General features: G+C 66.7%; 15 protein-coding genes and 1 pseudogene. 2 read left to right on the top strand and 14 right to left on the bottom strand.

Features of this window, described 5'->3' with window-relative positions; translation table 11 throughout:
- Positions 1–4 precede the first annotated feature (4 nt).
- The 7 genes from QM588_RS14630 to QM588_RS14600 form a co-directional block, all read right to left on the bottom strand.
- Entirely contained in the window at positions 5–802 is a 798-nt protein-coding gene (locus tag QM588_RS14630) for a cyclase family protein (RefSeq protein WP_283314301.1), read from the bottom strand.
- The gene (locus QM588_RS14625) at positions 802–1,977 is read right to left on the bottom strand and encodes a PQQ-dependent sugar dehydrogenase (protein WP_283314299.1); all 1,176 of its coding nucleotides are present in this window, start codon (positions 1,975–1,977) and stop codon (positions 802–804) included. The genes QM588_RS14630 and QM588_RS14625 overlap by 1 nt, the downstream gene beginning before the upstream one ends.
- Positions 1,978–2,062: 85 nt before the next feature.
- Positions 2,063–2,266: a heavy-metal-associated domain-containing protein gene (locus tag QM588_RS14620; RefSeq protein WP_283314298.1), complete on the bottom strand. Its 204-nt coding sequence runs from the start codon at positions 2,264–2,266 to the stop codon at positions 2,063–2,065.
- A gap of 21 nt (positions 2,267–2,287) precedes the next feature.
- Complete coding sequence (locus QM588_RS14615; protein WP_027498342.1) at positions 2,288–2,569, bottom strand: metal-sensitive transcriptional regulator; 282 nt, start codon at positions 2,567–2,569, stop codon at positions 2,288–2,290.
- 16 nt (positions 2,570–2,585) lie between these two features.
- Positions 2,586–2,837: a hypothetical protein gene (locus tag QM588_RS14610; RefSeq protein WP_283314296.1), complete on the bottom strand. Its 252-nt coding sequence runs from the start codon at positions 2,835–2,837 to the stop codon at positions 2,586–2,588.
- The gene (locus tag QM588_RS14605) at positions 2,834–3,322 is read right to left on the bottom strand and encodes a hypothetical protein (protein WP_027498343.1); all 489 of its coding nucleotides are present in this window, start codon (positions 3,320–3,322) and stop codon (positions 2,834–2,836) included. The genes QM588_RS14610 and QM588_RS14605 overlap by 4 nt, the downstream gene beginning before the upstream one ends.
- Positions 3,312–3,752, bottom strand: a complete 441-nt coding sequence (locus QM588_RS14600) for a hypothetical protein (RefSeq protein ID WP_283314293.1) — start codon at positions 3,750–3,752, stop codon at positions 3,312–3,314. Before QM588_RS14600 ends, QM588_RS14605 begins: the two co-directional genes overlap by 11 nt.
- A gap of 23 nt (positions 3,753–3,775) precedes the next feature.
- Here QM588_RS14600 and QM588_RS25825 point away from each other — a divergent pair.
- Positions 3,776–3,871, top strand: a pseudogene (locus QM588_RS25825) (hypothetical protein); the annotation flags it as partial.
- 171 nt (positions 3,872–4,042) lie between these two features.
- Here QM588_RS25825 and QM588_RS14590 read toward each other — a convergent pair.
- The 7 genes from QM588_RS14590 to QM588_RS14560 form a co-directional block, all read right to left on the bottom strand.
- Positions 4,043–4,681, bottom strand: a complete 639-nt coding sequence (locus QM588_RS14590; RefSeq protein WP_283314288.1) for a hypothetical protein — start codon at positions 4,679–4,681, stop codon at positions 4,043–4,045.
- On the bottom strand, positions 4,678–5,652 hold the full coding sequence (gene hemB / locus QM588_RS14585) for a porphobilinogen synthase (RefSeq protein ID WP_283314809.1): 975 nt from the start codon (positions 5,650–5,652) through the stop codon (positions 4,678–4,680). The genes QM588_RS14590 and hemB overlap by 4 nt, the downstream gene beginning before the upstream one ends.
- Positions 5,653–5,725: 73 nt before the next feature.
- A complete protein-coding gene (locus tag QM588_RS14580; RefSeq protein WP_027498347.1) occupies positions 5,726–7,288 on the bottom strand; it encodes a uroporphyrinogen-III synthase in 1,563 nt (520 codons plus the stop codon).
- A gap of 159 nt (positions 7,289–7,447) precedes the next feature.
- Positions 7,448–8,398, bottom strand: coding sequence for a hydroxymethylbilane synthase (gene hemC / locus QM588_RS14575; protein WP_283314808.1), 951 nt, complete (start codon positions 8,396–8,398; stop codon positions 7,448–7,450).
- Positions 8,399–8,403: 5 nt separating this feature from the next.
- Positions 8,404–9,801 carry a glutamyl-tRNA reductase gene (locus tag QM588_RS14570; RefSeq protein WP_283314285.1) on the bottom strand — a complete coding sequence of 466 codons (1,398 nt, stop codon included), beginning with the start codon at positions 9,799–9,801 and terminating at the stop codon, positions 8,404–8,406.
- Positions 9,798–10,610 carry a redox-sensing transcriptional repressor Rex gene (locus QM588_RS14565; RefSeq protein WP_283314284.1) on the bottom strand — a complete coding sequence of 271 codons (813 nt, stop codon included), beginning with the start codon at positions 10,608–10,610 and terminating at the stop codon, positions 9,798–9,800. Before QM588_RS14565 ends, QM588_RS14570 begins: the two co-directional genes overlap by 4 nt.
- A 155-nt stretch (positions 10,611–10,765) precedes the next feature.
- Positions 10,766–11,047, bottom strand: a complete 282-nt coding sequence (locus QM588_RS14560) for a glutaredoxin family protein (RefSeq protein WP_283314283.1) — start codon at positions 11,045–11,047, stop codon at positions 10,766–10,768.
- Positions 11,048–11,251: 204 nt separating this feature from the next.
- Here QM588_RS14560 and QM588_RS14555 point away from each other — a divergent pair, with 204 nt between their 5' ends.
- The gene (locus QM588_RS14555; protein WP_283314806.1) at positions 11,252–12,187 is read left to right on the top strand and encodes an HAD family hydrolase; all 936 of its coding nucleotides are present in this window, start codon (positions 11,252–11,254) and stop codon (positions 12,185–12,187) included.
- The last annotated feature ends 8 nt before the right edge of the window (positions 12,188–12,195 follow it).

The following is a 12,195-nucleotide window of genomic DNA, read 5'->3' as shown; positions in this document are numbered from 1 at the left end:
GGGGTCAGCCGGGAGAGATCGCGAAGACCCGGCAGGGACCACCGGTCGCGCCCGCGTGCTTCGGTGCGCCGACGACGACCGTGGCCCCTGCCGGGGGCACGGCATCCAGATTCGCCAGTGCCTCCACTCCGTATCGGCCCGCGCCGAGTACCGCTGTGTGCGCTGGATAGTCGCGGTCGCTCATCCGATCGAGACTGAGCGTGTCTACCCCGATTCCGACGACGTTGCGCTCGCGCACCAGCATCCGTGCCGCGTCACCGCCGAACCCGGGAGCGGCACGTTCGGCGAGCCGGTCCTGCCATCGACTGTGCATGACCACCAGTGCGCGATCGGGTATCCGTCCGTGCTCGCGCTCCCACCGGGCGATGTCCTCGGTCGTCACGACCGATTCCGGATCCGACGCGGCCCGCGCGGAGATGTCCAGCACGACCAGCGGGGCGATCAGGTCTTCCAGCGGCAGGATGTCGGCCGTCGCACCGCCGCGCACTCGATGCGCGGGGGCATCGATGTGCGTGCCCGTGTGCTCGTAGTACGAGAGCTTGTTGACCAGAAAGCCGCCCCGCTCGTAGGCGGCGACCGGGTGCATCGAGAACGGTTCGTTACCCGGCCACACCGGAAACGTCGGACTCAACGTGTGCGTCAGATCGATCAATCGACCCGCCGGGATCGCCATTGCGAGCGCCGGTGCGGCGTGTGCAGCACCGCCGGCCGCAACCGTCAGAGCAGCTGCCCCCAACGACCCGAACAGCGCCCTACGTCCGATTCTGCGGTGAACGGTCTCGACGACCTCGGGGCCGCACATCAGTCGGCAGCGGGGGTGACGAGCAGAACCTTGTCGTCGGATCCGTTGTCGGTGGTCAGCAGGAAGGCTCCGTCGCTTCCGAAGCTGGTGAGCGAGCGCAGCCGACCGTAGGTACCCACCAGGGCGTCGGCCTCGTCGACGTAGTCCGCGCCGTCCTCGGACAGCTTGAGGAACACGAGCTTCTCGCCCTGTTGACTCGACATCACCGCGGCACCGTTCCAGGAACCCCACCCGGCGCCGTTCGCAAAGGTCAGGCCAGGGGTTGCGATCGTGGGGCTACCCGAACTCCACACCGCCGCGCGTGCCCCGGGCACCCGGGTGGGATCGGTCATCGGCACCGACTCGTCGTACACGAACGGCAGCCGATCCGGCCGGTAGCCGTAGTTGCCGCCGGGGACCAGCAGGTTGAGTTCGTCGTCCCTGGTGGTGCCCTGCTCCACCTCGTAGATGTCCTGGGTGCCGGGCCGTATCGCGAGCCCCTGCACGTTCCGATGACCGAGCGTGAAGACTCGGCCGGGTGCATCGGAGGCAGCCGAGCCATCGGCGTTGATGTGCAACACCTTGCCGCCCAGCGAGTTTCGATCCTGCGGCACCGAAGGCGATGCCGTGTCTCCTATCCCGATGTACAGGGTGCCGTCAGGGTGGGCCAAGATGCGGCACCCGCCGTGGCGACCACCGTCGGCGACGGGGATGTCGTCGACGAGTGTGCCGGTGCGCGTCAACTCGGTCCAGGCGGGGTCGACGGTCCACGACACCACGGCGATGTGGTTGTCGGTGCCCCCGCCCGCACTACCGGTGCCCGCACTGCCGGCACCTGTTCCCTGCCCCTGCACGCCCTGGCAGGTGTAGATGGTCCTCGATGTGGCGAAGTCCGTGGCCAGTGCGATCCCCATCAGGCCTGTCTCGCCCGACGCGTAGAGATCGCCGAGATCCGCTTCGAGATCGCGGGTGGTGCCGCCGACATCGCGGATCACGAATCGCCCCGCTCGCTCGCCGGTCAGCACCGTCCCGTCGGGGGCAACCACGGCATCCCACGGTTTCGCGAGCCCGTCGAGCACGGTGGTGACCGTCAGGTCGGGCAGCGGATCGGCCTGTGCCGTCGCGCCCGTCGAGCATGCCAGCGTCAGGAACACGCTGGCGGCGAGTACACCGGAACTGGACACCAGCTTGTTCATCCACACTCCTGACGACGATCGGCCACCAGCCCGATATGACCGGTATCACACGATCATAAACACACCGGAGGGGTGGCCGGCGCAGTCAGGACGCGATTCGGTAGCCGGCTTCTTCGATCGCGGCGTCGACGGCTGCTGCGTCGAGTTCCGTGTCGCTGCTGATCACGACGGCTCCGGTATCGACATCCACATCGACGCCCGTGACGCCCGGAACCTCGGACACTTCTTCCTTCACCGACGCTGCGCAATGCGCGCACGTCATGCCCTCGACGGAGTAGGTCGTCTGCATGTCATTGCCTCCTGTGCCTGGTCAGGAACGAACGAGACGCGCAATGGCCTCGGACGCCTCTTTGACTTTCGCGTCTGCTTCGGGACCGCCCTGCCGCGCGGCGTCGACGACGCACCCGGCGAGGTGGGCGTCGAGCAGCTTCAGCGAGACGGACTGCAACGCCTTCGTCACCGCGGATACCTGGGTGAGAACGTCGATGCAGTACCGGTCGTCGGCAACCATGCGTGAAATGCCGGCCACCTGCCCCTCGATGCGACGCAGTCGTTTCAGCAGGTCGTCCTGTTCGGCGCTGTAGCTGCTCATGCCGTCGATGATACCCCTACCCGGTATGGGGAGGATCGACGGTCAGCAGCCGGCGGACGCCGTCGATGGCAACCAGTCCCCCGACGATCACCGCCAGGGCGGCGACCGCAATCCACGACCCCGAATAGAACGTGCCCGTGTACGCCGGGGACACGTCGGGAACGGCAGCGAATTCGGTCGTGCGCACCCCTGCCTTCCAGCACGCCACCGCGCAGATCACCGCGACCACCGCGAGGACCAGTTCGACCCAGCCGACGGACTTCCTCACACGTACTCCTGCTTCGCCGTCTCGAGTGCGGCGCGTAGACCGTCGTCGTCCTTCGCCCACGCTTGCACCAGACCGCCGCCGACCAGTCGCAGCCCGATGCCGTGCCGTTTGCGCGGCACCCCCGAGAGCTCACCGAGAACGCGTGCGGTTTCCCACTTCTTCGGCTCGTATTCGCCGTCCTCGTACTCGGCGGGCGGGAAGATTTCCGTGATCTCGGCGACGTCGACGGTTTCGGTCCCCTGGCGCAGCTGCCGGGTGGTCAGCTCGACGCTGACATGCATGCGGGCCGCGCGGAGCTGTACGTAGGTCAGTCCGACGAGAATCAGCGAGAACAGCGCCAGGGCGAACCAGTGGATCACCGGTCCCGACGCCAGCTCGACCGCGAGCACCACCAGACAGAACGCGGGACCCCACAGCAGAGCGCGCCAACGGCCACCGGGCTCGTGGAACAGAACGGGGTCGGTGCCGCCGAGATCATTGCTCACGGACGAACCACTCTCGCGCCGACGGGCGATACACCAGCACCGATGCAACGACCAGTGCGATCGTGATGATCAGCAACACGAACGGGAAGACCAGCGCGGCGAAGGTCGACAGCAGCGCAGTCGCCCCGGACAGCGCCACCAACGCCCGTCGGAACCGTCGGTCGCCACCTCGGACGGGGCCCGACATCAACCCCACTGCCAGGCCGACCACGCCGAAGATGACACCGAGACCTCGGAACACGGTCAGAAACGAGTCGATCTGTTCGTCGCTCGCACCGCCGTCGGTGAACGACGCGCGGATCTGATCGACGGGCAACGTGAGCGCGATCATGCAGACGACGATCAGCATCACTGCCGACGCCAACCACAACCAGTACGCGGTGGAGACCACCCGGGGACGAACCATCGATTCGTCAATGTCAGCACTCACGCTCGACATACTGCCACCGCGGCGTGGCGCGGAGTTCAGCCGGCAGAAATTCCCAGCGCCATGATGGCGATGGCCGCCGACACGGCGAGCAGCAGACCGAGCAGTGCCCACCCAGGTCTGCCGTTCTCGGCGGGACACACGGTGCTCTCGGCCGCCGCGATCGACTCCGGGAGGGCACGGCTGGGCGGCACCGGAATGTTCTCTGCCATATTCGATCCGATCACTCGATACGTTTATCGAAAGTGATGGTAGTCACACCGACGGGCTCGGCGCGCGGAACACGCTCGAAATCAGCGCTTCCGCGAGGACAGGAAGTACTCGTTGGATTCCTTGCGGTGCATCAGGTAGATCGCACCCGCTGCGAGCACACCCTGGCCGATGCTCAGCACGCTCATGACGATGTTCATCGCACCGGTACTGGATGCGATCGCGAACAGGTCGAGAATCGTGGTGAACACGGTGATCGAGCCGATGATGGTCAGCAGCATGCGCGCCCACATCTTGCCGGCACGCATCCTCTTCACCCAGAACAGGAACAGCGCACCGAAGCCCACGACGACGAACAGCGTCACGACGAGCATCACCGTCACCATCGACTGCGTGGATTCGACGGTCATGTCCGCCGCCGCACCCTGAGCAGCGAGGTCGTCGAGCAGAGACTGCGCGAATTCCGCGCGTGCGCCGAACAGCGTCCACACCGAGTACAGCGCCGAGATGGCACCGATCAGCGCGACTCCCCACCACAGGTGCCGGGCAGTCTCCACATCCACCGGTGCCGGGCGAGCGGCAGGCTCGAGTTCGGGACCGGACTGAGGGAAGCCGTGTTCGAGCTCCCAGCGCTGCCAATCCGGCTGCGACGGAGGGTTGTTCGGCACGTTGCTGTCAGGACTGCTACCGTCCGCGTTGTTGTTCGGAGGAAAATCGTTCACAGCCAGCCCGCCACTTCGGTTGCCCAGTAGGTCAGTACGACATCTGCACCGGCGCGTCTGATGCCGACGAGCGATTCGAGGACCGCGGCGTCGCGGTCGATCCACCCGTTCTGGGCAGCGGCGGTGATCATGGCATATTCCCCCGAGATCTGATATGCCGCAACCGGAACCGGTGACATCTCGGCGACGTCACGGAGAATGTCCAGATACGACATCGCCGGCTTGACCATCACCATGTCGGCACCCTCGGCAAGGTCGAGCTCCACCTCGTGGGTCGCCTCACGGCGGTTGGCCGCGTCCTGCTGATACGTCCGACGGTCACCCTGCAGCGACGAGCCGACCGCTTCACGGAACGGTCCGTAGAACGCCGACGCGTACTTCGCCGAATATGCCAGCTGCCCCACCTCGACGTGCCCGGCCGCATCGAGTCCGGCACGAATGGCACCGACCTGCCCGTCCATCATGCCGCTCGGACCGAGCAGGTGCGCACCGGATTCCGCCTGCGCGACGGCCATGTCGACGTAGCGCAGCAACGTCGCGTCGTTGTCGATCGAGCCGTTCTCGCCCAGCACACCGCAGTGTCCGTGCGAGGTGAACTCGTCGAGGCAGGTGTCGGCCATGATGACCGTCGAGTCCCCGAGGTCGGCCTTCAGACGGGCCAGGCCTCGGTTCAGAATTCCGTCCGGATCCGTTGCGCCGGAGCCGCTCTCATCCTTGTCCTCCACCATCGGGACACCGAACAACATGACGCCACCGACACCGGCTGCGACTGCTTCCTCGGCGGCCCTGCTCAGCGAGTCCAGCGTGTGCTGGAACACTCCGGGCATCGAGCTGATCGCGCGGGGCTCGGAGATGCCGTCGGCCACGAACATCGGCAACACCAGATGCCGTGGCTGCAGCGACGTTTCGGCCACGAGGCGGCGCAGGGCCGGAGTGCGGCGAAGGCGTCGGGGACGGTCGGTGGGGAACAAGCGGACCTGCCTCACTTGATTCGTCGTGCGCGTTGTGCGTAGCCGGAGGTACGCACAACGCGCACGAGGCGCGTCAGCGCCTGCGTGACTTCTTACGCGGCGGTGGCAGTGCACCCTCGGCCCGCAGGCGAGCCGCGTGCTCTGCCAGTGCCTCGACCAGCGGTCCGACCTGAGCCGACTCCGGCTGCACATCCACGCGCAGACCGAACTCGACGGCCGTCTCGGCAGTCTTCGGGCCGATGCACGCCACGAGCGTGCGAGCATGCGGCTTACCAGCGATACCGACCAGGTTCCGCACGGTGGAGCTCGAGGTGAAGCACACCGCGTCGAATCCACCGGTCTTGATCATCTCGCGAGTCTCGGCGGGGGGCGGCGCTGCCCGGACGGTGCGGTAGGCCGTGACGTCGTCGATCTCCCAGCCGCGTTCGCGCAGACCCTCGGCGAGCGTTTCGGTAGCGATGTCGGCGCGCGGCAACAGAACTCGGTTGACCGGGTCGAAGACCTCGTCGTACGGCGGGAAGTCCTCGAGCAGTCCGAGCGAGCTCTGCTCCCCCGAAGGCACGAGCTCGGGGTTGATGCCGAACGAGCGCACCTTGGCCGCCGTTGCCTCACCGACACAGGCGATCTTGACGCCGGAGAACGCACGCGCGTCCAGGCCGAATTCCTCGAACTTCTCCCACACCGCGCGAACGGCGTTGGTCGAGGTGAACACGACCCACTGGTAGCGGCCGTCGACCAAGCCCTTGACCGACCGTTCCATCTGAGCCGGGCTGCGCGGGGGCTCGACGGCGATGGTCGGGACTTCGATGGGGATGGCCCCGTGTGTGACGAGGCGATCGCTCATCTCGCCGGCCTGATCCTTGGTGCGCGGCACCAGCACGGTCCAGCCGTACAGTGCGCGAGACTCCCACCAGGACATCTTGTTTCGTCCGGAGACGACCTTGCCGACGGTGACGACCAGAGATCCGACGAGCTCGGATCCCGCGTCGTTCAGGGTGGCCAGTGTCGCCTCGACGGTGCGCTGCTGACGGGTGGTGCCGCGCACCGTGATGGCTGCAGGTGTCTGCGGTGCCAGGCCGTGTTCGACCAGGGCACTGGCAGTTTCGGCCAGGTGCCCCGCCGTGGCGTGCAACACCAGCGGGCCGGGAGCAGCCGCGAGGGCAGCCCAGTCGACCTCGCCGCGAACGTCCGCTTCGGTGTGGCCGGAGCCGAGTGCCATGCCCGCGTAACTGGGTACCGCGGAGCCCGAGGGCAGACCGGGCAGCACCTCGAACGGCACGTGAGTGCGGGCCACGGCACTGACCTCGGCGATCACCGAGTCGGTGGTCAGCGGATCTCCCGAGACCAGACGCACCACATCGTGGCCGTTCTTGGCTTCGGCGAGAAGGGTTTTGGCGACCTCGGCGGGCTCGCCGAGTGCCGGGCGCACCTCGACCCCGTTCTCACCCGTCTCGGCATCGCGGGGGACGTCGGCACCGACGAGAGCGGTGACACCCTTGTCGACGTCGGGATCGGTGAAAGCGAGCTCGGCCGCTCCGAGCACTTCCCGTGCCCGGACCGTGAGCAGAGCCGGGTCACCGGGCCCGGATCCCACGAACAGGATCCGTCCGTTGGTGTTCTTGCGGACTGGGCTCATCGGTTGTTCTCCAGTGCTGTCTTGTGTGGGTACTGCAGTTCTATCGGGGTTGCGGTGCCCCGTTTGGGAATCAGCCGGGCAGTGGCGATCGACTCTCTTCGCACTACGGGACGGGTCGCCGCGCGTTTGGCGCGTCCGCGAACGGGTGCCGTTATTGCCCTAGACATGAGATCCGCCCTGTACTGGTTCGGTGACCGAAACGAGTTCGCGTGCACCGAGATCGAGTAGTTCACGGGCCAGTTCGCGGCCCAGTTCCTCGGCTCGGTCGGGCGACCCGACGATCGACGCGCGAATGGTGTCGCTGCCGTCGATGGCCGCCACGCAGCCGCGCAGCGACAACTCGTCGAAGATGCGACCGTCCTCGTCGATGGACTCGACGACCTCGGCGATGGCACCCACCGGCGCGGTGCAGCCGGCTTCGAGCTCGGCGAGCAGTCCGCGTTCGGCGGCCACTGCGGCCCGTGAATGTGCATCGTCCAGGGTGGCGATGGAGGCGGCGAGATCGGTGTCGGCACTTCGACATTCGACGGCCAGTGCACCCTGCGCGGGTGCCGGCAGCAACTGCACCGGATCCAGGGCTTCGGTGACGACGTCCAACCTGCCGATACGGGCCAGTCCTGCGCGCGCGACGATGACGGCGTCGAGCTCACCCGAGGCCACCTTGCCGATGCGGGTGTCGAGGTTGCCGCGCAGGGGTCGAACGTCCAATCCCTGTCCGAGAGCACGCAATTGAGCAATTCGGCGAGGCGCGGAGGTACCCACCTTCGCGTCGGCCGGCAGCTCACCGAGCACGAGACCGTCGCGGGCCACCAGTGCATCGCGGGGGTCTTCACGCGCCGGAATGGCAGCGATGATGAAGCGCTCGTCGGCGGCGGTCGGCAGATCTTTGTACGAGTGCACGGCGATGTCGACGGTGCCGTCGGCCAGGGCCTCACGCAACGCCGCGGTGAACACACCGACGCCGATGGTCTGCACCGGTGCTGCCGACAGGTCGCCTGCGGTCTTGACGATCACCAGTTCCGCCTCGACTCCGGCCGCAGAGAGAGCCACCCGAACCGTGTCGGCCTGAGTGGTCGCGAGAAGGCTTCCGCGAGTACCGATCTTGACGATGCCGGTCATACCTGATCCCCCTCGGCGGTGGTTCCGGGGCGAAGATCGGTACGGCTTGCCGTGAAGTCGTCGACCAGCTCCAGGGAGCCGATCTCCATCGGAGTCGCCACGGCCTCGACCGAACCGGGGCTGAGCTCGAACAATTCGCGCAGCGCCGCGGCATAGGAATCTCCGCCGGGCGTACTGGCAAGCTGCTTCACGCGGACCGTCGGTGAATGCAGCAACTTGTCCACGACGCGGCGCACCGTGCGGGCCACTTCGTCGCGCTGTGGGGAGTCGAGCCCGGGCAGCCGCGACTCGAGCCGCAGCAGTTCCCCCTCGACCACCTCGGCGGCGCGCTGGCGCAGCGCCGTGACGGTGGGGGTGACCTCGGCAAGTCGTTGTCCCGCAAGGTAACCCGAGAGTTCGTTGGAAACGATCTCGCGTGCGGCCGACGCGTCGTTCGCGGCAGCTCCAGCAGCTGGGTCGCGCTGCAGGGATTCCATGTCGAAGACGGTGATGCCCGGCAGACCGGACACGGCCGGGTCGACGTCGCGCGGCAATCCCAGGTCGCAGATCACGAGCGGCCGGTCTGCGTCGCGGCGGGCGAGCGCGAGGTGTGCGTCGGCGATGGAGACGACGGCCCCCACCGCACCGGTACAGGTCACGAGGATGTCGGCGGCGGCCACTGCGTCGGCCAGGTTCTCGAGCGCGACCGAGGAGGCGGTGATGCCGTTCGAGACGGCGTTCTCGGCCAGGTGGTCGGCTCGTTCGCGGGTGCGGTTGACGACGGTCAGCGCGTCGATTCCGGCGCGGCCGAGGTGTGCGACGGCGAGTCCGCCCATCGCTCCGGCGCCGAGGACCACCGCGGTGCGGCCACGGAGCGAGCCTCCGAAGACGTCTGCGGCGCGATCGAGAGCGACGGACACCACCGAGGCTCCGGCGGCGTCGATACCGGTTTCGCTGTGCACGCGCTTGCCGACTCGCAGTGCCTGCTGCGCGAGCTCGTGCATGACGCGGCCCGATGCCTGCTGACCGTCCGAGGCGGCGTACGCCGATCGAATCTGGCCGAGGATCTGCTGTTCTCCGATGACCATCGAGTCCAGGCCACTGGCCACGGCGAACAGGTGCTCGACGGCTGCCTCGCTGTACCGAACGTAGGCGTGCTTGGTCAGGTCGGCGATTTCGAGGCCGGAGTGCTCACCGAGAACTTCGCCGACGGCTGTCAGTGCGCCGTGGAACGCGTCCACGACTGCATAGATCTCGACGCGGTTGCACGTGGAGACCACCATGACCTCGGAGATGTTTCCGCTGGCCATCAGTTTGTCGGTCAGTTTCGGGCGATCGGTGTCCGTGATGGCGACACGCTCGAGGACTGCGACGGGAGCGCTACGGTGCGATATCCCGACGAGAAGGACACTCACGGTGCAATCACCGATCCGTTTCTTGTCGAACTGTTGACTGGGCTTGGATTACCGGCGATGCGCGGGCCGTGACTGCGGCCCAGACGCGAGGTGGAAGGCAGTGGTGACGCCGATACGGGCGTCGGCACCGGGGCCGTCACGATCGTCGGCCCGGACACGTTGCGGGAGCTGTTGAAGGACAGAACCTGCATCTCGACGGCCAGGTCGACTCGACGTACCTCGACGTGGTCGGGGACGTCGAGCACCATCGGCGAGAAGCTCAGAATGCACTCGACCCCACCCGAGACGAAGTGTCCTGCCACCCGGTGGACGGCCTCGTCTGGAGTGGCGATGACACCGATGGTCGCCTCGAGTTCGCGGCAGGCGTCTTCGAGCTCGTCGATGTGTCGAACCGTGAGTCCCTCGACTTCGGTGCCGACCAGCGCGGGGTCGATGTCGAACAGTCCGACCATGGTGAATCCGCGACGTGCGAAGCCGCCGTATCCGGCGAGAGCCTGTCCGAGGTTGCCCACACCGGCCAGTACGACGCGGTGGCCACGGTCGAGACCGAGAGCACTGTCGATCTTGGCGCGCAGGCGTGCGACGTCGTACCCGACTCCACGAACACCGTTGGGTCCGAGGAACGAGAGATCTTTGCGCAATTTCGCCGATCCGACGCCTGCTGCGGTGGCAAGTTCTTCACTCGAGACGATGAGAACGCCTTCGTCTGCAAGGATCGAGAGGACCCGCAGGTATGTCGCGAGACGAGTGACCGTAGCCTGAGGGATGACCCGCTCTACGCCGCTGGGCGACGGGCGCTCTTCGGTCACGTCTGGGGCTCCTCGTCCGAACGGCGTCGATGCCGGTCTTCACGCTGATCCTGCGTTCGTGTCTATTTCACGAATGCTGTTCACACCACGGTAACTGCTTGTGAACGAATGAACAAAGTTGCGCATACCGGCCCTCACCTGCACACGGAGAGCAATCACACGTTCTTAGGGTGCCCTGCCCGGTCCAGATCGGCCCGCAATCGGGGCACGTCGACCTCCCAGTAACTGTGCTCGACACCGTCGAGTAACACCACGGGTACTCGGTCCCCGTACTCCGCGCGCAGGTCAGGCGATTCGGCCGCGGCCTCGTCCACGTCGATGACCGTCACGTCGACGCCGAATTCGGCGCACACCTCGCGGAGCACCGCCGATGCGTGGGTGCAGGAATGGCAGCCTGCGCGGGTGAGAAGTGCCACGCCGGACGGAGTCGTTTCCATCCGTCCACTGTGACACGGCGGCAACAGAGACGAAGGTCACAGCAGCTCGGTGCGTCGGGAACTGTTCATCGTCGGTAGGTGCCGTCGTGCAACGCTCGTGTCGGACGCACGCATTAGGCTGCGAGAGACGTACTGGAGAGGGAGGTGGACGTGGTGACTGACGGGGGCACAGACCTGCCGATCGAGGACACGCCCGATGTCGACATGGTCGACACGAACGATCCGGACGGGGACAAGCAGCGCAAGCGTCGTATTCGCCGAATTCGCAATCCGTTCGGCCCGTCCGATGCGGAGGTCCGCGCCAATGTTGCGGGCGAAGCCAGCGCAGATGCTGCACTGGCACTGCAGGTCGAGTCCGAGGGAGCTGTTCCCCGAGATCTGACCGCAGCCGCCTTCTTCGACGTGGACAACACCATGGTGCAGGGCGCGTCGATCATTCACTTCGCACGCGGGCTCGCTACCCGGAAATACTTCACCACTGGTGACGTGGCCCAATTCGCTTGGCAGCAGGTCAAATTCAGGGTCAGCGGCAAGGAGAACAGCGAGGACGTGGCCAGTGGCCGCGAGAAGGCGCTCTCGTTCATCACCGGTCGTCCCACTGCCGAACTGAGCCGGCTCGGCGAGGAAATCTACGACGAGATGATCGCCGACAAGATCTGGGCGGGCACCCGTGCCCTCGCCCAGATGCACCTCGACGCAGGTCAGCAGGTGTGGCTGGTCACCGCCACTCCCCTCGAACTCGCCCAGATCATCGCCGAGCGGCTGGGCCTGACGGGCGCGCTGGGGACTGTCGCCGAGAGCAAGGACGGCGTGTTCACCGGCCGTCTCGTCGGCGACATCCTGCACGGCATCGGCAAAGCTCATGCCGTGCGTTCGTTGGCCGTACGTGAAGGCCTCAACCTCAAGCGGTGTACCGCCTACTCGGACAGCCACAACGACGTGCCGATGCTCTCGCTCGTCGGTACGGCCGTCGCGATCAACCCAGATCCGGACCTGCGTGAGCTGGCGAAGAACCGCGGCTGGGAGATCCGCGACTATCGCACCGGACGTAAGGCCGCCAAGATCGGTGTGCCCACTGCGTTGGCCCTGGGCGCGGTGGGCGGCGGTCTCGCAGCGGTGATCGGTCGTCGCAAAGCCTGACCCCGCCC

Source organism: Rhodococcus sp. IEGM 1354 (genome assembly GCF_030056855.1).
Taxonomy (GTDB): Bacteria; Actinomycetota; Actinomycetes; order Mycobacteriales; family Mycobacteriaceae; genus Rhodococcoides.
Note: the sequence above shows the minus strand (reverse complement) of the source record. Positions and strands in the feature narration are given on the sequence as shown.